The 18,335-nt window shown below is 66.6% G+C and carries 17 protein-coding genes and 1 pseudogene; 4 read left to right on the top strand and 14 right to left on the bottom strand.

The window, feature by feature from the left end:
* Positions 1-895: pseudogene (locus VB734_RS04750) on the bottom strand (hypothetical protein); the annotation flags it as partial.
* 8 nt (positions 896-903) lie between these two features.
* Here VB734_RS04750 and VB734_RS04745 point away from each other — a divergent pair.
* Positions 904-1,530: a cysteine hydrolase family protein gene (locus VB734_RS04745; protein WP_197161786.1), complete on the top strand. Its 627-nt coding sequence runs from the start codon at positions 904-906 to the stop codon at positions 1,528-1,530.
* On the opposite strand, the gene VB734_RS04740 is transcribed toward VB734_RS04745, so the two are convergent.
* Genes VB734_RS04740 through VB734_RS04720 form a run of 5 tightly spaced genes read right to left on the bottom strand, consistent with a single transcriptional unit; the run spans position 1,517 to position 5,018 of the window.
* Positions 1,517-1,918: a hypothetical protein gene (locus tag VB734_RS04740; protein WP_197161784.1), complete on the bottom strand. Its 402-nt coding sequence runs from the start codon at positions 1,916-1,918 to the stop codon at positions 1,517-1,519. The two genes, VB734_RS04745 and VB734_RS04740, sit on opposite strands and share 14 nt — an antisense overlap.
* 48 nt (positions 1,919-1,966) lie before the next feature.
* Positions 1,967-3,052, bottom strand: coding sequence for a GTP 3',8-cyclase MoaA (locus VB734_RS04735; RefSeq protein ID WP_322782254.1), 1,086 nt, complete (start codon positions 3,050-3,052; stop codon positions 1,967-1,969).
* Between the two features lie 34 nt (positions 3,053-3,086).
* Complete coding sequence (locus VB734_RS04730; protein WP_322782253.1) at positions 3,087-3,767, bottom strand: molybdenum cofactor guanylyltransferase; 681 nt, start codon at positions 3,765-3,767, stop codon at positions 3,087-3,089.
* Positions 3,733-4,509, bottom strand: coding sequence for an alpha/beta hydrolase (locus VB734_RS04725; protein ID WP_322782252.1), 777 nt, complete (start codon positions 4,507-4,509; stop codon positions 3,733-3,735). Before VB734_RS04725 ends, VB734_RS04730 begins: the two co-directional genes overlap by 35 nt.
* Complete coding sequence (locus VB734_RS04720) at positions 4,506-5,018, bottom strand: phosphate-starvation-inducible PsiE family protein (protein WP_416223698.1); 513 nt, start codon at positions 5,016-5,018, stop codon at positions 4,506-4,508. Before VB734_RS04720 ends, VB734_RS04725 begins: the two co-directional genes overlap by 4 nt.
* A 225-nt stretch (positions 5,019-5,243) precedes the next feature.
* On the opposite strand from VB734_RS04720, the gene VB734_RS04715 reads away from it, so the two are divergent.
* Positions 5,244-7,394: a nitrate reductase gene (locus tag VB734_RS04715; protein ID WP_322782251.1), complete on the top strand. Its 2,151-nt coding sequence runs from the start codon at positions 5,244-5,246 to the stop codon at positions 7,392-7,394.
* A 12-nt stretch (positions 7,395-7,406) separates the two neighbouring features.
* On the opposite strand, the gene VB734_RS04710 is transcribed toward VB734_RS04715, so the two are convergent.
* The 7 genes from VB734_RS04710 to VB734_RS04680 all read right to left on the bottom strand — a co-directional run bounded on the left by VB734_RS04710 (position 7,407) and on the right by VB734_RS04680 (position 14,746).
* Positions 7,407-7,964, bottom strand: coding sequence for a Crp/Fnr family transcriptional regulator (locus VB734_RS04710; protein WP_322782250.1), 558 nt, complete (start codon positions 7,962-7,964; stop codon positions 7,407-7,409).
* 41 nt (positions 7,965-8,005) lie between these two features.
* Positions 8,006-8,842, bottom strand: a complete 837-nt coding sequence (locus tag VB734_RS04705) for a nitrate ABC transporter ATP-binding protein (RefSeq protein WP_322782249.1) — start codon at positions 8,840-8,842, stop codon at positions 8,006-8,008.
* A 20-nt stretch (positions 8,843-8,862) separates the two neighbouring features.
* On the bottom strand, positions 8,863-10,890 hold the full coding sequence (locus tag VB734_RS04700) for a nitrate ABC transporter ATP-binding protein (protein WP_322782248.1): 2,028 nt from the start codon (positions 10,888-10,890) through the stop codon (positions 8,863-8,865).
* A 2-nt stretch (positions 10,891-10,892) separates the two neighbouring features.
* Complete coding sequence (gene ntrB, locus VB734_RS04695; protein WP_322782247.1) at positions 10,893-11,723, bottom strand: nitrate ABC transporter permease; 831 nt, start codon at positions 11,721-11,723, stop codon at positions 10,893-10,895.
* Between the two features lie 38 nt (positions 11,724-11,761).
* A complete protein-coding gene (locus tag VB734_RS04690; protein WP_322782246.1) occupies positions 11,762-13,072 on the bottom strand; it encodes a CmpA/NrtA family ABC transporter substrate-binding protein in 1,311 nt (436 codons plus the stop codon).
* A 193-nt stretch (positions 13,073-13,265) separates the two neighbouring features.
* Positions 13,266-13,721 carry a nitrate reductase associated protein gene (locus tag VB734_RS04685; RefSeq protein WP_322782245.1) on the bottom strand — a complete coding sequence of 152 codons (456 nt, stop codon included), beginning with the start codon at positions 13,719-13,721 and terminating at the stop codon, positions 13,266-13,268.
* Entirely contained in the window at positions 13,718-14,746 is a 1,029-nt protein-coding gene (locus VB734_RS04680) for an anthranilate phosphoribosyltransferase (RefSeq protein WP_322782630.1), read from the bottom strand. The genes VB734_RS04685 and VB734_RS04680 overlap by 4 nt, the downstream gene beginning before the upstream one ends.
* A 125-nt stretch (positions 14,747-14,871) precedes the next feature.
* Here VB734_RS04680 and VB734_RS04675 point away from each other — a divergent pair, with 125 nt between their 5' ends.
* Positions 14,872-16,452 (top strand): ferredoxin--nitrite reductase, encoded by a 1,581-nt coding sequence (locus VB734_RS04675; RefSeq protein WP_231594539.1) that lies wholly within the window; start codon positions 14,872-14,874, stop codon positions 16,450-16,452.
* Here VB734_RS04675 and VB734_RS04670 read toward each other — a convergent pair.
* Positions 16,376-16,837, bottom strand: a complete 462-nt coding sequence (locus tag VB734_RS04670; protein WP_322782244.1) for a hypothetical protein — start codon at positions 16,835-16,837, stop codon at positions 16,376-16,378. The two genes, VB734_RS04675 and VB734_RS04670, sit on opposite strands and share 77 nt — an antisense overlap.
* 129 nt (positions 16,838-16,966) lie before the next feature.
* On the opposite strand from VB734_RS04670, the gene ftsA reads away from it, so the two are divergent.
* Positions 16,967-18,322: a cell division protein FtsA gene (gene ftsA, locus VB734_RS04665; protein ID WP_323242980.1), complete on the top strand. Its 1,356-nt coding sequence runs from the start codon at positions 16,967-16,969 to the stop codon at positions 18,320-18,322.
* Positions 18,323-18,335: the final 13 nt, after the last annotated feature.

Raw genomic sequence — 18,335 nt, 5'->3', positions numbered from 1 at the left:
GGTGTCGGTGTCCGGCCGGGCCCGGGCCGCCGCCCAGCAGCGGCACCCCATGCTCCGCCACGCTGAGATGAAGGTGGCCGCCGTTGCCCACCAGCTCGGCCGTCACCACCGGAGCGAAACTGCAGGTCCAGCCGAAGCGGCGGCTCACCCGCTGGATCACCAGGCGTGCCGCCACCAGGCGATCGGCGGCTTCGAGGGGCTCGGCGGCGGCCAGCGACAGCTCGAACTGACCGGCGCCATATTCAGGATGCAGCTGCAGCCAGGGCAGTTCGGCGGCATCGAGGGCCTCGGCCACGGCCGTGAGGTAATCGAGCCCCTCCACCAGGCGATCGGCGCCGTAGGGGCCACCCGCCACGGCCGGGATCCATCCCCCAGCCGGTTCCGGCAGGCCCAGCATCCACTCGATCTCGAAGCCCAACTGAGCGCTCAGACCGGCTGCCGCCAGGGCCGCCTGCTGCCGGGCGCAGAAGCCCCGTTGATCGAGGGCATAGCCCTCACCGTCGCGCTCGAAGCGCAGGCCGGGAGCCCAGGCCCAGCCGGTGCCGGGGTCAAGGGGGCGCAGGGCCCGGAGATCGGGCTTCAGGCGCAGGTCTCCATCGGGCCGCGCCAGCGACTGCTGCGGATCGATCAGGCCCGTGGCCCCGAACGCATCGGCCACCGGTGAATACCCCACCCCGTGGCGCGCCACCAGCGGCAGGCGCGCCAGCGGCACCCCCTTCACCAGCACCGCCCCGGCGTGGTTCACGAACGTGACCGCCACCCGGCGCAGGCCGCGGTCCAGGAAGTCGGCCGTCAGGGCGGTGGCGGTGGTCAGGTCCGGCACGGGGAAGCAGGCACTCACTCCGAAATCATTGCCCGTTCCTCGGCCGCCGGCCATCGTGGTGGCCGCCGCCACCTCTCTCCTTGGCTCACGCGGCCCTGCTCCTGATCGATGTCCAGAACGGCACCTGCGGCCCCGCCGCCCCCCCAGGCCACGCCGCGGCCACGCTTTCAACACGCCCGCCCGGCTTCGATCAGCACTTTCAGGCGGCCGTCCTGCCCCGGCTGCAACGGGCGCTGGAGCACGCCCGCCAGGCCCGGCTGGAGGTGATCCACACAGTGATCGCCAACCTCACCGCCGATGGCCGCGACCGCAGCCTCGACTACAAACGCTCCGGCCTGGGCTTTGCACCAGGCAGCTGGGAAGCCCGGGTGATCGAGCCCCTCACTCCCTGGCCCGATGAACTGGTGCTGCCGAAGAGTTCCTCCTCCCCCTTCAACTCCACCAGCCTCGATTACCTGCTGCGCAACATCGGCATCACCGAGCTGGTGGTGGCAGGCCTGCTGACCGATCAGTGCATCGATCACACCGTCAAGGACGCCGCCGACCGCGGCTACCTCGTGACCTGCCTGAGCGATGCCTGCATGGCTGAATCAGCCGAGCGCCACCGGGCGGCCCTGCGCTGCTTCCGGGGCTACTGCCGGCAAATGAGCGTGGCCGCGTTCACCGCCTCGCTCGCCGCAGCCCAACCGTCCATCAGCGGGGGGTGAGCGCCTCACCTTCCCCAGCTGGCGAGGTCGTCTCGGGAAGGGCGGGGCAGACGAGATTGGCCCGCCATGAACCCACTCCATTCGCCTGGGCCGTCCAGATGACTCCAGGGCGGCCGTCACGCACCATCGCCCGACACGACCGCTGAACGCCGGTCGGGGTGATCAGCAGGGCATCGCCGGTCTGGCAGCTGTAGCTCTCCGTCATTCCCTTCCCGCTGGCGGCACACCCCACCAGCTCGGAGAACGTCACACGCGATCCATCCTCGATCGATTTCCTGCCGAGATAGATGGCAAAGGAGGTGGGATCTGGCTTGAAGGGAAGGGCCATCGCGGCCAGAGGCGCACTGATCACCGTGATGGCGAGCGCGACCTGAAACGTGTGGCGCATGGACAGGGATGCGAGTGAAGGCTGAGCACCTGGGCGTCAGCTCAATCATCACCCCCCCAGATATGCCATCTCGGCATGGGAGCGCTGAGTTGTGACAGTCCCTGAAGATTGCTCTTCAGTGCGCTCCTCGCTGTACCGGTCGTGGCGTTGGATCCAGAGGCTGCGCATGGCCCCGCTCAGGGTCTCCCCGACGGTTGAGGGCGCGCGCAGCCAGGGCCTGAGGTCAAGCCCGCTGGAGGCGAACAGACACGTGTAGGCCACCCCATCGGCGGTGACGCGCAGCCGGTCGCAGTCGCCGCAGAACGGGGCGGAAATCGAGGCCACCACAGCCAGATGGCCGGCCCCATCGCCGTAGCGCCAGCGGCTGGCGGTGCCATGGACCTCGCGCCCCAGGGGCACCAGGGGCCAGTGGGCACCGATCCGGCGCACCATCTCGGCCGCAGGCAGCACCAGATCCGGCTGCCAGCCATTGCGGTTGCCCACATCCATGAACTCGATCAACCGCAGCTCGATCCCCCGTTGCCGGGCCAGCTGCGCCAGGGGCAGCAGCTGATGTTCGTTGCGGCCCCTGGCGATCACGGCATTGAGCTTGAGGCCCCCGTTGGCGGGATCGAAACCGGCGGCGCATGCATGGTCAAGGGCAGCGAGCACCTTCTCGAGCACGGCCTCTCCGGCCGCCGCACCACCGGCCAGTCCCGCCATGCGCGCCACGCTCTCGCCGTCGGTGCCGTCGAGGCTCACCGTGATCCGATCCAGGCCGGCCGCCCGCAGATCCTGGGCCCGCTGGGCGCTGAGCAGCACCCCATTGGTGGTGAGAGCGATCTCGCTCAGCCCCCGCGACCCTGGGCCGCCGCCCTGCGGGTGCGGGGCACGCAGGGGCTGCAGGGCGGCCACCAGCTCCTCCAGGCCCCGGTGCAGCAGGGGCTCCCCACCGGTGAGCCGCAACCGGCGGAATCCCAGCTCCGCCGCCGTGCTCACCAGCCGGACCCGCTCCGCCAGGGTGAGCAGCCCCGGAGGGTCATGGCTGTCAGGGCAGCAGTACGGGCAGGCGAGGTTGCAGCGGGCGGTGAGGGAGAGACGCAGCACTCCCCCCGGGCGGCCCAGTTGATCGAGGAGAGGGGACTGAGCTGCCACATCTGCCCGGCCTGGGCGGCCGGCTGCCGGAAGCTCAGCCTGGCGCAGACCCGCTGAAACCGTTGCCCGGCCCAGGACCGCAATCGCCCGGGGTGTTGGCATTGAGCAGCTGGGTGGGATCGAGCTCCACGGCACTGACGCAGCGGGTCTGCTCGAGCCAGCGCAGCAGGCTGCGCCCCCCCCGGCCGGTGAAGGTCTCCGCCGCCGCCCGGTTGGAGGGCGTGGCCGGATAGAGGCCCAGCAGAGGCTGCAGCCGGCGGCCGTCATGGGCCAGATGAATGGTGTCGGGATCGAAGCCGGCCTCGGCGGCATTGAGCAGGGCCCGCAGGCTCTCCAGCCCCAACCGGGGCATGTCGACAGGGGCGAGCAGCAGCCGCTGGCCGGGGTAGAGCGCCATCAGGCGGGTGAGCGCCAGCAGAGGTCCCTCCCGGGGGGGGGGCTCGAGCAGCACCTCGATCTCCAGCCCGAGCCGCTCGTTCAACTGGCGGGCCAGACGGGCATGGGCGCGATGGCGACTCACCAGGGTGAGCGGCACCCCGAGACCGGCCAGCAGCTGCAGGGCCTGCTCCAGCCAGGTGCCGCCGCTGGGGTGGGGCAGCATGGCCTTGTCGGTGCCCATGCGCCGGCTGTCACCACCGCTGAGCAGGCAGGCCCTGAGGGAGGCCGGCTTCGGTCTGGGGTCAAGGAGCGACGGGCCGCCGGTTGATCCGCTCATCCACGAACTGAAGCACGCTGGTAATCACGGCTCCTGCCTCGCAATCCCGGAAGAGCTCATGACCGCTGCGCTCGAACCAGACCACACGCAGCTGCTCCAAGGGCGTTCCCAGCCCGGAGGCGAGCAGATCCGCGGAGGCGGGGGCCACAACGCGGTCGGCGCGGCTGTGGAGAATCAGGACCGGCTGATGCACTTCAGCCAGGCGGCGGCGGACCACCACGCTCAGCTGCAGGAAGGAGAGCAGGGCGTCCATCGGCACCCAGGGATAGCTGGTGTCGCTGGCGGCCAGGGCCGGGTCGGCGTAATCCCCTGGCAGGGGCCAGCTGCGCAGCAGTCGCCCCAGCAGTGGCGTCAGGACCTCGAGAGGGCGTCCAGGCGCCAGGGGGGAGGCCAGCCGGAGCGGGGCCGCCGCCAGAACGAGGCTGTCGATCGCCTCTGGCTGCTCGACGGCCAGAAGTGCCGCCAGCAGGGCGCCCATGCTGTGGCCCAGCACAATCACCGACCCGCCGGCACGAGCCCGGAGCTCGGCCAGGGCGGTGCTGGCATCGTCCAGCCAGTCCGACCAGGTGACCCCGGCCAGGGCCTGGGGGGAGTCGCGCCCATGGCCGCGCAGCAGGGGCACCTGCACCACGAAACCGGCCTGAACCAGAGCGGGCTCCAGGACAGCGAAGGTGGCCGTGCTGCCACTGAAGCCGTGCAGCAGCAGCAGCCCCACAGGGGCCAGATGGGAGTCGGAACTCACTGCTGCGTGAAGGGCCCGGATTTCATGCGTGCCGAGACCTTGGCCTCCGGATCCACCCCGGCGAAGGTGGGCGGCAGCCAGACCCTCACCACCATCAACACGGCCATGGTGATCAGGAACATGCAGACCGCCAGGATCTGGTGCCAGTCGGTCTCAAGGACGCCGTTCACGATCACCTCCCTCAGGACCGAAACGATCGCGATCTCCACGGACACACCGATCGACACCCGCTGCTCCTGCAGATAAATGATCAGGAGGCGGAACAGTTCCACCAGGATCAGGATGAAGAGGATATCGGCGGTGATCGCGTGGAACTGCGGTGCCGAGAGCAGCGTGGAGAAAAGGATGCGCATCTGCAGCACCATCACGCAGAACAGACCCACGCAGAGCGACACCGCGATCAGATCCTGAATCGCCTCGAGCGACTGAACGATCTGCACGCGGCGGAACTGCTGATACCAGCGCACATCCCCGGGGGGAGGGGCACTCGACCCTGAGGGGACCGGCAACGGCGCGGCCTGTGACGGCGGCCGATCGGCGCTGATCGGCTCGATGGTGGCGGGGATGGCTGGACTCACGGCGTATCAGGCTCCTCGGCTGGGGGTCGGTGCGCGAACCTTAGGCGGCACTTTTCTTATGGGTCAACCGCTGTTCGATGAGGTTTGTTGATTGGCGCCATAGGCCCCGGTGCTCACTCCGCCACGGCCCGTCGCCGTCGCAGCCCATGGGCGAGCATGGAGCGCGACTCCCCTTGCACCACCTGCCCAGTGCCCGCTCAAGCCAAGGCTCAATGCCCCTACTGCGGGGTTGGCTGTGGCCTGGAGCTCAAACCCCCGGCGGCGGGCGGCGTCCATGGCTTCTGGTCTGTCCGGGGTGACCGGCAGCATCCCTCCTCCCTCGGCCAGGTGTGCGTGAAGGGAGCCACGGTGGCCGAGACCCTCGACTGCAACCGTCTGAGCACACCCCTGTGGCGCGAGCAGCGCGACCAGCCCTTTGAGGCGATCAGCTGGGAGCGGGCCCTCACGATCCTGGTGGAACGGATCCGGGCCATTCAGGCGGAGCGTGGAGCAGGCGCCATCGCGATGTACGGCTCCGGCCAGTTCCTCACCGAGGATTATTACGTCGCCAACAAACTGATCAAAGGGGCCCTGGGGACCAACAATTTCGATGCCAATTCACGGCTGTGCATGAGCTCAGCGGTGTCTGGCTACAAGCTCAGCCTGGGCTCCGACGGCCCCCCCTGCTGCTACGACGACCTCGATCTGGCCGACACGGTGGTGCTGATCGGCACCAACACCGCCGACTGTCACCCCGTGCTCTTTCAGCGGCTGCTCAAGCGCAAACGCCGTCAGAAGGAGGCGCTGCAGCTGATCGTTGTCGACCCCCGCGCCACCGCCACCAGTGATGCGGCTGACCTGCACCTGGCCATCCGCCCGGGCACGGATCTGGTGCTGCTCCATGGCGTGGGCCATCTGCTGCTGGAACTGGGGGCAGTGGATCCAGGGCGGGTGGCGGCCACCGCCGACGGCTTCCCCGAGCTGGCGGCCCTCTGGCAAGGCTGGACTCCCGAGCGGGTCTGCGCCCTCTGCGGGATCGAGGAGGAGGCGCTGCGCCGTCTGGCCGAGGTGTGGGCCGCCAGCTCCGGGGTGCTCAGCCTCTGGTCGATGGGGGTGAACCAGAGCGTGGAGGGCACGGCCACCGTGGCTGGGATCATCAACCTCCATCTGGTCAGCGGCCAGATCGGCAAACCTGGCGCCGGCCCCTTCTCCCTCACCGGCCAGCCCAATGCCATGGGCGGACGGGAAGCCGGAGGCCTGGCCGCGCTGCTGCCCGGATACCGCTCGATCCACGAGGCCAGCCACCGCGCCGCCATCGAGCGGCACTGGGGCTTCCCTGCAGGCTCGATCTCCGAGCGCGATGGCCTTTCGGTGTGGGAGCAGATCGAGGCGATGGAACGCGGCGAGCTGGGTCTGTGGTGGGTGGCGGCCACCAACCCGCTGGTGAGCCTGCCCTGGCTGGATCGGGTGCGCCAGGCCGTGGCCCGCTGCCCCCTGGTGGTGCTGAACGAGGCGTACGCGGGCACTGAAACCGAAGCGGTGGCCCACCTGGTGCTGCCGGCCGCCCAATGGAGTGAAAAGGAGGGGGTGATGACCAACTCGGAGCGCCGGGTCACCTTGTCACAGGCCTTCCGCCAGCCCCCCGGTGAGGCCCGCCCCGACTGGTCCATCTTCGCGGAGGTGGGCCGGCGGCTGGGCTTTGTCGAGCAGTTCAGCTACGGCTCCCCAGCTGAGGTCTACGCCGAGTTCGCGGCGATCACCTCCGGGCGGATCTGCGACCACAGCGGGCTCAGCCACGGCCTGCTGGCCGAGCACGGACCCCAGCAATGGCCCTTCCCCTCCGGCACGGCTGCGGGGCACGGCCAGCCACGGCTCCACACTCAGGCCATCTACCCCACCGCCAACGGCAAGGCCCGCCTGGTGGCCCAGCAACCCCTGGGGCTGGGGGAGCCACCGGATGCCAACTTCCCCCTGGTGCTGACGGTGGGGCGGTACCTCGGCCACTGGCACACCATGACCCGCACCATCCATGTGGAGCGGGTGCGCCGCAGCCACCCGGAGCCCCTGCTGGAGATCCACCCAGAGGACGCCGAACGCTGCAACCTCGATGAGGGTGCTCTGGCCCGGGTGAGCTCCCGCCGGGGCGCCGTCAGTGTGAAGGTGCAGATCACCGATCGGATCCGTCCGGGCACGGTGTTTCTGCCGATGCACTGGGGGGCCGCCCAGGAGCAGGCCTGTGAAGCCAACCGGCTGATGCATGCCCTGGGCTGCCCGGTCTCGAAGCAACCGGAACTCAAGGCAGCCGCCGTGCGCCTGGAGCGGGCCTAGGCCCCCCAGCACTCAGCCGATCGGCAGCATCGCCTCCACCAGTTCGGGGGAGAGCCGCAGCACCAGGGGGCCACTGCCGCCGGGAGGGTCTTCGACCAAGCCCGACTGGCGCAGGCGCGAGAACATCTTGGTGACTGTGACGCGCGTGTTGCCGATCAACTCGGCCAGCCGCTCATGGGTGATTCGGATCGGCAGCTCGTACCAGAGGCCATTGCGCCGTCCCAGCCGCTCCACCAGCAGGGCCAGCAGCGCCCTCAGTCGCCTTTCGGTGTCCGGGTGGTGACGGATCATCAGCAGCTCCAGGGTCCAGGTGCTGAGATCGGTGAGATCGCCCACGGCTTCCGTGCGCTCCACCCGCTCGACCTGCACCTGGGAGAGGGCTTCGAGGCCCACCCAGTCACGGCGAAGGGCCAGGGCATCACAGACATCACCCGGCTGCAGGAAACCGATCGTGATCTCCTGGCCCGCGGAGGCCAGCAGAAACACCCTCAGGATGCCGGAGAGGATGCGCATCGGGGAGGTGGCGGCAGCATGACCGCCATCCAGCAGGAGGGTCTGGCCAACTGCCATCGACAGCTGACAGAAGGACGGCTGGACGGGAAGTGCGGTCCTCACGTGTCGTCGTGGGCGAAACGGCGGTAGAGAAAATCGAGGGCTCTGTTGCGGTAGTCGAAATATTCCGGAAGTTCCATCAGCCGGGCACGATCGCGGGGCTGCGGGAAGGGGAGGTCAAGGATTTCGCCGATCTTCGCTGCCGGTCCGTTGGTCATCATCACCACCCGGTCGGCCAGAAACAGGGCCTCATCGATGTCGTGGGTGATCATCAATACCGTGATCCTGTGCTCCGACCAGATCTTGAGCAGCTCCTCCTGGAGCTCCTCCCGGGTGATCGGATCGAGAGCCCCGAAAGGTTCATCGAGCACCAGCACCTTGGGTTGCAGGGCCAGAGCCCTGGCGATCGACACCCGCTGCTTCATGCCGCCGGAGAGGCTGCCGGGTTTCTTGGCAGCAGCCTCGGTGAGGCCCACCATGGCCAGGTGTTTGTCCACCAGGGCCCGGGACTCGCCGTTGCGCCTGAGCTCGGGGAACACGTTGTTGACCGCCAGGGCGATGTTGTCGTAGGCCGACAGCCAGGGCAGCAGGCAGTAGTTCTGGAACACCACCATGCGATCAGGGCCGGGCTCCTCGATCGGCTTGGATTCCAGCCGCACCTGGCCGGTGGTGGGCTTGCGGAAGCCGGAGACCATGTCGAGAAGAGTGGACTTACCGCAACCGGAGTGACCGATCACACAGATGAACTCACCTTCGCGAACTTCGAGGTGAACATCATCGAGAACGGTGTAGGGGCCATTGGGGGTGGGGTACACCTTCGAGACCCCATCGATCACCAGAAACGGCTCCGATCCCTGGGTGGTGGCTGCGGTGGTCGTGGTCGGTAGGGTCTGCATCGGTAGGAAGGAGGGGTGTCTCAGCGAAGCGGCGCAGCCGGCTCGAGGGTGGAGGGTCGCTCGGGCAGCGAAATCGTCTCGTAGCGGATGGCCCTCGAAGTCTCCAGTCGCTTGAGATAAGCCATCGGATCCCCGGGATCCAGAGGTTGGTTCTCGAACAGCGGCACGGGCAGCAGCCGGTGGCCGTTGGCGCTCGGCTCAGGGGCCAGATCGGCGCTGGCCTGGGCGAAGAGATCGGGGCGCTGCACGCGATCGAGCACCTCGCTCCAGTTCTCGGGGAAGGCGGTGATCCCCCAGCGGGCCAGCTGGGTGAGGATCCAGAGCCCATCGCGGGTCTGGGGGGCATTGACCTGGGCACCGTGGAACTGGTTGAAGTCCTGGATCAGCTCCGGAGCCCCGGTACCGCGGTCATAGGGGTCCACCAACCCGGGGCGGATCGTCTCCAGCTCGGTGCCCACGTAGTCCCGGCGGGCGAGCAGTTCGGCCACTTCGGAGCGATTGGCGGGGTCCTGGCAGTAGCGGCAGGCCTCCAGCAGCGCCTTGATCAGGGCCAGGTGGGTGCGGGGATGGGCGGCGGCCCAGTCCTCGCGAACCCCAAGCACCTTTTCGCAGTGTCCGGGCCAGAGGTCGTTGTCGGTGGCGATCACCGTTCCCAGCTGCTGCTGGACAGCCCGGGTGTTCCAGGGCTCCCCGACACAGAACCCATCGATGGTGCCCGCCTTGAGGGTGGCCACCATCTGAGGCGGCGGGATCACGATCAGACTGACGTCACGGTCGGGATCGATGCCGGCCGACGCCAGCCAGGCCCGCAGGATCAGGTTGTGCATCGAAGCTGGGTGCACCATCGCCAGCACCGGCTTGCGCTCGGGATGAGCGCTGATCCAGGCCTTGAAATCGGCGAGGGTGCGCACGCCGGCGTCGTGGAACCGTCGGTGCAGGGTGACGGCGTTGCCGTTGCGGGTGAGGGTGAGCGCCGTGACCATGGCCAGGGGCGGCTTGCCCTGGGCGCCCAGGGTGATGGCCAGGGGCATCCCGGCCACAACCTGAGCACCATCGATCACCCCCTGGCGGAGGTCGGCTTCCAGGGTTTTCCAGTTGGTCTCACGTCTGAGGCTGACCTGCTCCAGGCCGTACCTGGCGAAGAATCCCTTCTCACTGGCCACCACCAGAGGCGCGCAGTCGGTGAGAGGGATGAACCCGAGGCTGAGGTTCACCTTCTCGAGGCCGTTGGCCGCAATGGCGCTTGAAGGATTCAGCCGCTGCTTACGGGCCTCTTTCTGCTGGGTGAGAAACTGGACCACCTCGCCGCGCAGGCTGTAGTAGCCAGGGTCCTTCACGACCGAAAGATGGGTGCGGGGACGGGCCAGGGGAACTTCAAGAATCTGACCGATGTAGGCCTCCGGCCCATTGGTCATCAGCACCACCCGATCGGAGAGCAGCAGGGCTTCATCCACATCGTGGGTGACCATCACGGTGGTGACCTGGGCCTCCTCGCAGATGCGCATCAACTGCTCCTGGAGATTGCCGCGGGTGAGGGCATCAAGCGCACCGAAGGGTTCATCCAGCAGCAACAGCTTGGGGCGCAGAGCCAGAGCCCGGGCGATCGCCACCCGCTGCTTCATTCCTCCCGAGATTTCATGGGGAAATTTATCGGCAGCAGCCGTCAGCCCCACCAGCTTGATGTTGTAATCAATGATGGCTTCGCGCTCCTCCCTGGATGAACCACGCATCACATTGTCGACAGCGAGCGCAATGTTCTGGCGGACAGACTTCCAGGGGAGAAGTGAGTAGTTCTGAAACACCACCATCCGGTCTGGCCCTGGCTCAGTGACTTCCCGACCGTTCATGAGGATTCCGCCCTCACTGGCTTGCGTGAGGCCGGCCAGCAGATTGAGCAGAGTTGATTTGCCGCAACCGGAGTGACCCACCAGGGAGAGGAATTCCCCTTCCGCCACGTTCAGAAAAATATCCTTCAGAGCGACGTAGGTGCCACCATCCTTGAGGGGGAAGGTGTGGGTGACGTTGTCAACGGTGAACAGAGCAGGCATGGTCAGTGTCCTCCACTCACCTTCGAGCCCGCGAAGGCCACAAGGCGGTCAAGTGCCAGCCCCACAATTCCGACATAGACAATCGCGAGAATAATCTGACTGGCACTGGTGTCTCCGCCAGCGTTGTAGGCATCCCAGATGAAATAGCCTATTCCACCATCGGCTTTGAGCATTTCCGCCGCCACGATTGCCAGCCAGGCCAGACCCACGGCAATGCGCAGGCCGGTGAACACATAGGGAACTGTGGCTGGGATCACGATCTCCCGGATGTAGGAGCGCTTGCGCAGGCGCAACACCCTGGCCACATTGGTGTAATCCTGGGGGATCTGGCGGATGCCCACGGCCGTGTTGATGATCACAGGCCAGATTGAAGTGATAAAGATCACGAAGACAGCCGATGTGTTGGCGTCCTGGAACACCATCAGGGCAATCGGGAACCAGGCCAGAGGTGGCACCGTGCGCAGCACCTGAATCACCGGGTCAAATCCTTTGCCGATGAAGCGGTTGAGGCCAAGAAGGCCCCCGATGGCGATGCCGACGATGCCCGAGAGCCCGTAGCCGATCGCCACCCGCTGCAGCGAAATCAGAATCTGCCAACCCAGGCCCTTGCTGGTCCCCCCGTTGTCAAAGAAGGGATCGCTGATGTAGGGATCCCAGGTGTCCACCACCACCTGAATGGGTCCTGGCAGCCGGGCCGCTCCAAGAATCCCTGAGAGCAACTGCCAGCTGACCAGAAAGGCCCCGATGCAGATCACATAGGGAACCACTCCTTTGAGAATGGCGGAACTGAACGGGCGGGGGCGCCGCCGGTCGAGGGGAGCAGTGAGAGTCATGAATCGGCGTTGGTGAGTCGGGCCGGATCCCGATCAGGTCAGGCCAGGGCCTTGAATTTGAGCGAGTCGAGGTAAGCCTTGGGATTTTCGGGATCGAAGACCACACCGTCAAAGAACGTTTCCTTGCCCCGGGAATCGGAGGCCGGGATCGCCTTCTCCTGGCCGATGGCGATGGCGGCTTCCTTCCAGAGGTCGGAGCGGTTGACCTTGTCGATCAGGCCCTTGGTATCCGTGGTCTGAGGGAGGTAGCCCCAGCGAATGTCTTCGGTGAGGAACCAGAGATCGTGGCTCTTGTAGGGGAAGGAATGGGAATCGGTCTCCTTCCAGAAGTGCATCCTCAGCGGAGAATCAGTGACACTGCGTCCATCACCGAAGTCGAACGTGCCAGCCAGACGCGGCTTGATGTCCTCCACATTGCACTTGAAGTACTTGTCCTTCGACGTGATCTCGCAGAGTTCCTGAAGGTTGGCAGGATCCTGACACCACATCTGAGCTTCCTGAACCGCCATCAGCATGGCCTTGGTTGCCTTGGGGTTCTTGTCGACCCAGTCGGCGCGCATCGAGAAGGCCTTCTCGGGGTGATCCTTCCAGAGTTCACCGGTGATCGCCCCGGTGTAGCCGATCTTCTTGTTGACGGTGCGCTGGTTCCAGGGTTCACCCACGCAGAAGGTGTCCATGGTGCCGGTCTGAAGGTTGGCCACCATCTGGGCCGGGGGCACAACCACCAGATCCGCTTCCGAGACCGGGTTGACACCGTTGGCGGAAAGCCAGTAGCGCATCCAGAGGTCGTGGGTACCGCCGGGGAAGGTCATGGCCGCCTTGAGCAGCTTGCCTTCGGCCTTCTTACGGTCGGCGATCTCCTTGATCTTGGGACTTTGAAGGGTGACCTTTTCCTTCAGGAATTCATTGGAGAGGGAGAGACCCTGGCCGTTCACATTGAGCCGGGCCAGGATATACATCGGCAGCGGCTTGCTGGTCTTGGTGATGGTCCCCGCCGTGAGCAGGTAGGGCATCGGCGTGAGGATATGGGCTCCATCGATGCCACCTCGGTCGGCTCCCAGCTCGAGGTTGTCGCGGGTGGCGGCCCAGGAGGTCTGCTTCACCACCTTCACGTCGGGCATGCCGTGCTTGGCGAAGAAGCCCTTTTCCTTGGCGATGATCAGCGGAGAGGCGTCCGTGAGGGCAATGAAGCCGAGGGTGGCCCCCTTCACTTCGGTGTCGCTGGCTCCGGCGCCAGCCGGGGCGGTGGTGGTGGCGGCCTTCTTGCCACCGCAGGCACTCAACCAGACAGCGCCGGCGGCCGTGCCGGCAGCGGTGATCAGAAATCTGCGGCGCGAAAGATTGGACATGGAGCCTGGAACGGTTGGTGAATGTGTCGGGCTGCGAAAAAATCGCAATCCGGACGGGCTCCGCAATCAAGCGCACCGAACCGGGGATGTGGTTGGCGCACAAGCTGACCAACGACACTTACAAGATCACGAATGGCTACCCCTCCAGCGTGTTCATTGCTACCAACTGCAGGGTGGTGAGGATTCTCGGGCCTTAAAGGCCGAACTCCTTCAGAGCACGGGGGAGATTGCGATGTTCGTGGCCGGGATGGCTGAGCTTGACCAGCGCGAAGCGCTGCAGCTCATCGAGGGACTGCCATTGGCGGGGTTCCACCACGGCGCCGAGCTGCGCGCAGGCCGTTCGCAGCCGCTCCGGCACGGTTTCACGCTGCTGCCAGTCGAGGCCGGCGGCGGGATCGATCGCGCGGGCGGGACCGTCGGCAAGGCCGACGGTCCGCCGCTCCAGCCAGAGCCGCAGCTCTTCGATGGCCCCAGGGTGATCCGGCCAGGCCAGCAACTCCGCCCGCTCGTCCGCCGTGAGGGCATGCCAGTGGCTCAGCCGCAGTTTCACACCGGCCAGATCGAGCTTGCGGCGCACCGCCATCGGCAGGCAGCGGAGATCATCCACGAAATCGGCCTCGAAGGCGAAGCAGCGGTTGTGCAGGCTCATTCGGCAAGCTCCCGTCGCAGCCGCTCACCACTGCGGGCCGCCAGCAGCGCCCGCGCCTGCACCAGGCCGGCTTCCAGACTGTCGCTGTGGCCGGCCTGCCACCAGTAGACGCCCAGATTCCAGAGCAGCGCGTCCGCCAGGGGGCCCACCCCCACCAGGGCGGCCAGGGCCTGGTCACGCCACACGTCCAGGCTCTGCCAGGCCACTTCCTGGGCCGTGATGCCGTGGTCGCGGGGGTGGAGAAGGATCCGGGTCATCCCCCCATGGCGAAGCCGGGCGGTGATGCCGGCCCGGGTGGTGGGCAGATCAGTGGAACCCTCCAGGCCCTTGACGGTGAAGACATCCGCCTCACCGGCGTGGCCCAGGGCCTCCCAGGCCCGGCTCTCGGTGGGGGGATGCACGAAGCCGCTCACCAGCAGGTGGTCCCCCTGATGGGGCGTCCAGAGCAGCTCGAGGCTCGCGACCGGCGGCCGTTTACCGATGGCGTCCCGCACGGGAAGAAGCCTCTGGGCCTCCGGGAAGTGATCGGCCTGGTGGGTGAGGGCCAGACCATGGCGATCCAGTCGCTGCTGCACCTCGGCCAGGCTGAGGCCCCGCCAGTTGAGCCCGAGGACGGAGAACAGCTCCGCCAGGGTCACGCCGTACTTGACCGGCATCGGATCGCCACCGTGCAGCACCACCGGCTGGTCCGCGGAGGCCAGCACCAGCGCCAGCAACGGCAGGAGCGGCGCCGTGCGGCTGCGGCCGTCGTAGGGAACACCGAAACAGAGGGGTCGTCGTCCGGGGGTCCGCAGGACCGGGCCGTGGCTGCGGTAACTGTCGAGCATCCCGGTGAGCTCGATCGCGGCGGGCCGGCGGATGCGGTGGGCGATGAGGAAAGCCCCCAGCTGGGCATCACCCACCAGCCCCTGCAGCATCAGGTCCATGGCCTCGCGGGCTTCGCCGCGGTTCAGGCCGGTGCTGGTGTACTCTCCGCTGCCCACCTTGGCGAGAAGCTCCCGGAAGCGGATCGCTTCCGGTGCCATCAACGGACGCCTGGACACCTCCCCCGCGATCCCCCCGGGAACCATGTTTGGTAATGCTTGCAACAGGGGATGGAGGCGCTTGCTGAGAGGCTAAAGGGTCAGACTCAGATGGTTTGGATGCAATCGTGACCACGTCTTCTCCCTCCTCAGATCTGCCTGCAGCCCCGGCTGGCTCCAGCCAGAAACTCAACAAGGTGGAGAAGGCGAAAGCCGAGGCCTGCGGTCTGGATCTGGAGCCCAGACTGGAGGATCTCGGTGCCCAGGGCTGGGACTCCCTCGATGAGGCCACCCTCACCATCCACCTCAAATGGCTGGGCATCTTCTTCCGGCCCGTCACCCCCGGGCGCTTCATGGTGCGGTTGCGGCTGCCCAACGGTGTGATCAGCTCGGAGCAGCTGGAGGTACTTGCCGATGTGGTCGATCGCTGCGGTGAACACGGCAGTGCCGACATCACCACCCGCCAGAACATCCAGTTGCGGGGCCTGCTGCTGGAAGACATGGCCCCCCTGATGCGGGCGCTCGCCTCCGTCGGGCTCACCAGCCGTCAGTCGGGGCACGACAACCCCCGCAACGTCACGGGGAATCCGCTCGCCGGCCTCGACCCCGAGGAATTCCTCGACACCCGGCCCCTGGTGGATGCGATCCAGGAGGCGCTGCTGGGGCCCGAAGGCCCGCGCAACCTGCCCCGCAAATTCAATGTGGCCGTGGGTGGAGCTCCCGACAGCTTTCTGCTGCACAACGATCTGGCCTTCCTGCCGGCCCATCACAACGGTGAGCTGGGCTTCACGGTCATGGTGGGCGGTTTCTTCTCCGCCCAGCGCAACGAACTGGCCATTCCCCTGGGTCTCTGGCTGCGGGGCGATCAGTTGCCTGCCTTCAGCCTGGCGGTGCTGCGCCACTACGAGCGGGAAGGCAACCGCGAGAACCGCAACAAGACCCGGTTGATGTATCTCATCGACGCCCTGGGCCTCGAGGACTACCGCTCCCAGGTGCTGGACACCTTCGCCGAATTCGTGGGAGTGGAGGAAGCCGCCGCCACCCCCGCCCACGACGGCTCCCACCTGGTGTCCCAGGCCCCGCGCGACATCTGCGGCGTCCACGCTCAGAAGCAGAAGGGTCTGCACTGGGTCGGCCTGCACGTGCCGATGGGCCGGCTGGAGGCGGCCAGCATGGTGGAACTCGCCCGTCTGGCCAGGGAGTACGGCAGCGGCGAACTGCGGCTGAGCGAAAGCCAGAACGCGCTGATCGCCAATGTGCCCGAGGGCAGGCTCGATGCCCTGCTGGTGGAACCGCTGCTGGAGCACTTCCAGGTGACCCCTGGACCCCTGCAGGCCGAAGCGGTGAGCTGCACCGGCAACCGCTATTGCAGCTTTGCTCTCATTCCGACCAAGAGCACGGCGCAGGCGGTGGTCGATGAACTGGAGCGGCGCCTGGAGCTGCCCCATGGCGTGCGCACCCACTGGACCGGCTGCCCCAACGCCTGCGGCCAGCCCTACATGGGCCAGATCGGCCTGATGGGCGCCAAGACCCGGGTGGACGGACAGATGGTGGAAGCCGCCAAGATCTTCCTGGGTGGTGCCATGGACGCCAACCCGAAACTGGCGGCGCTGCACGACAAGGGGGTGCCCCTCAGCCAGCTCCCCGACGTGCTGGAGGCGTTGCTGGTGGAGCACTACGGCGCCCGCCCGCGGACGGACGTGAGCTGATCACACCGCGGCGGGGTGCACCGCCACCCCAGCCCCAGCGGAAGCCACGGCGTGGCTCGGCGGCAGGATGAACCTGCTCGGTCCAGCTCGCATCCAGGGCCATCAGGCCCTCGCGGTCGTCGCAGGACTGACCGCCGTAGAGCAGGGCGGTGATGCGGTCAGGATCGATCTCCAGCACCGCCACTTCCTGCCAGAGCCGACGGCTGAGCTCCCGATCGGCACGCACGAACATGGCTTCGGCCAACTGACGGACCAGGGTGAAGACCAGCTGCTGCTGCTTGAGTTCGGCGAAACTGGCCGGGAGCGGAGCCCTGGGCCTGCCGCCGCTGCGGGTACAGGCTCCACGATCCGTCGAGCCTTCGGTGCTGGCGTGGCCCAGGTCCATGGCGTCCTTGTCCTGACAGCTGTGTCTCCTTCCTTGCTAGAGGGAGCGTCGCTGCCTCAACAGGCCCTCCCCATAAAACGTATCAATGGAGACAGTTTGCAATCCAGTTCAGCCCCGGGGAGGCGCCTGATGGCGCGTAACGGCCAGAAACGCCCCCATGACTTCTATGGACCCAACCCACTGCCGCAGCGCAAGTCGGTGGTCGTTTCCATACTGGATGTGGGCACGGCAAAAACTACCTGTATAATTGCGCGCCTGAAGCCTGAAGATCACAGCTATGGCCAGCGCTATCGTACCCATGGGGTGGAGGTGCTGGGTTTTGGCCACCATCGCTCGCATGGCATCAAATCGGGCTATGTGATCGATCTGGAGCGTGCCGAGCAGGGCATTCGCCATGCGGTTCACCAGGCCGAGCGCATGGCCAATCTGACGTTGGACACGATCATCGTGTCGCTGACCGCCGGGCGCATCGGATCGGATGTACTGGCGGCAAGCGTCGCTTTGGCGGGCCACGCGGTCAGCGAGCGCGACATTGCGCGTGTGTTGAAAGCTGGCAGCGAACACGCCATCGCGCCTGCCCGCTCGATCCTGCATTCGATGCCCATCGGCTTCGCGCTGGATGGTGATCGCGGTATCGCCGATCCGCGCGGCATGTTTGGCGCGCAGCTTGGCGTGGACATGCATGTTGTAACCGCCGATATCGGCCCGCTGCGCAATTTGGAACAGGCGATCAATGCTGCCCATCTGGAAGTGGAAGGCTATGTCACGGCGGCTCATGCCAGTGGTCTGAGCGTGCTGGTGGATGACGAGATGGATCTGGGCACGGTGTGCCTGGACATCGGCGCGGGCACTACCTCGATTGGTGTCTTCTATGATGGCGAGTTCGTGCATGCCGATGTCGTGCCGCTGGGCGGCCATCACATCACCATGGATCTGGCACGTGGCCTTTCCACCCGCATTGATGAGGCTGAAAGGCTGAAGACGCTGCATGGATCGTCCCTGCCAAGCCCGGCCGATGATCGTGATATGCTTACGATCCCACCAGTTTCCGACGAGGGCCATGAGGGCGGCCAGCAGGTGCCGCGTGGCGCGCTGACGCGGATCATCAGGCCGCGGCTTGAAGAGATACTGGAACTGACCCGCGACCGGTTGAGCGCTTCAGGTTTTGCCGGGCTTGCCGCCAAGCGGCTGGTGGTTACCGGCGGTGGAAGCCAGATGAGCGGCCTTGCCGAGCTTTCGCGGCGCATTCTTTCACGCAATGTGCGTCTTGGTCGCCCGATCGGTGTTTCGGGCCTGCCCGAAGCGGCCACGGGCCCGGCCTTCGCGGCGGCCTGCGGGCTGTTGATCTACCCGCAGCGCGTTCGTATCGCTTCACGCGAACATGCGGGAAGCCAGACGTTTGCTGCCAATTATTCCGCCGGTCGGGCAACCGGAACCGGCGGCTATTTCCAGAAGGTAAGCCAATGGCTGAAAAGTTCCCTGTGACCGGGCGATGTCG

Source organism: Synechococcus sp. BA-124 BA4, from assembly GCF_034931165.1.
This window is presented reverse-complemented; position numbering and strand designations above follow the sequence as displayed.

Excerpts from the sequence above, each read along its gene's own strand:
- VB734_RS04740 (WP_197161784.1), bottom strand. The coding sequence starts at position 1,918 with ATGCGCCACACGTTTCAGGTCGCGCTCGCCATCACGGTGATCAGTGCG.
- VB734_RS04730 (WP_322782253.1), bottom strand. The coding sequence starts at position 3,767 with ATGAGCGGATCAACCGGCGGCCCGTCGCTCCTTGACCCCAGACCGAAG.
- VB734_RS04715 (WP_322782251.1), top strand. The coding sequence starts at position 5,244 with ATGGAGCGCGACTCCCCTTGCACCACCTGCCCAGTGCCCGCTCAAGCC.
- VB734_RS04710 (WP_322782250.1), bottom strand. The coding sequence starts at position 7,964 with ATGGCAGTTGGCCAGACCCTCCTGCTGGATGGCGGTCATGCTGCCGCC.
- VB734_RS04705 (WP_322782249.1), bottom strand. The coding sequence starts at position 8,842 with ATGCAGACCCTACCGACCACGACCACCGCAGCCACCACCCAGGGATCG.
- VB734_RS04700 (WP_322782248.1), bottom strand. The coding sequence starts at position 10,890 with ATGCCTGCTCTGTTCACCGTTGACAACGTCACCCACACCTTCCCCCTC.
- ntrB (WP_322782247.1), bottom strand. The coding sequence starts at position 11,723 with ATGACTCTCACTGCTCCCCTCGACCGGCGGCGCCCCCGCCCGTTCAGT.
- VB734_RS04690 (WP_322782246.1), bottom strand. The coding sequence starts at position 13,072 with ATGTCCAATCTTTCGCGCCGCAGATTTCTGATCACCGCTGCCGGCACG.
- VB734_RS04685 (WP_322782245.1), bottom strand. The coding sequence starts at position 13,721 with ATGAGCCTGCACAACCGCTGCTTCGCCTTCGAGGCCGATTTCGTGGAT.
- VB734_RS04680 (WP_322782630.1), bottom strand. The coding sequence starts at position 14,746 with ATGGCACCGGAAGCGATCCGCTTCCGGGAGCTTCTCGCCAAGGTGGGC.
- VB734_RS04670 (WP_322782244.1), bottom strand. The coding sequence starts at position 16,837 with ATGGACCTGGGCCACGCCAGCACCGAAGGCTCGACGGATCGTGGAGCC.
- ftsA (WP_323242980.1), top strand. The coding sequence starts at position 16,967 with ATGGCGCGTAACGGCCAGAAACGCCCCCATGACTTCTATGGACCCAAC.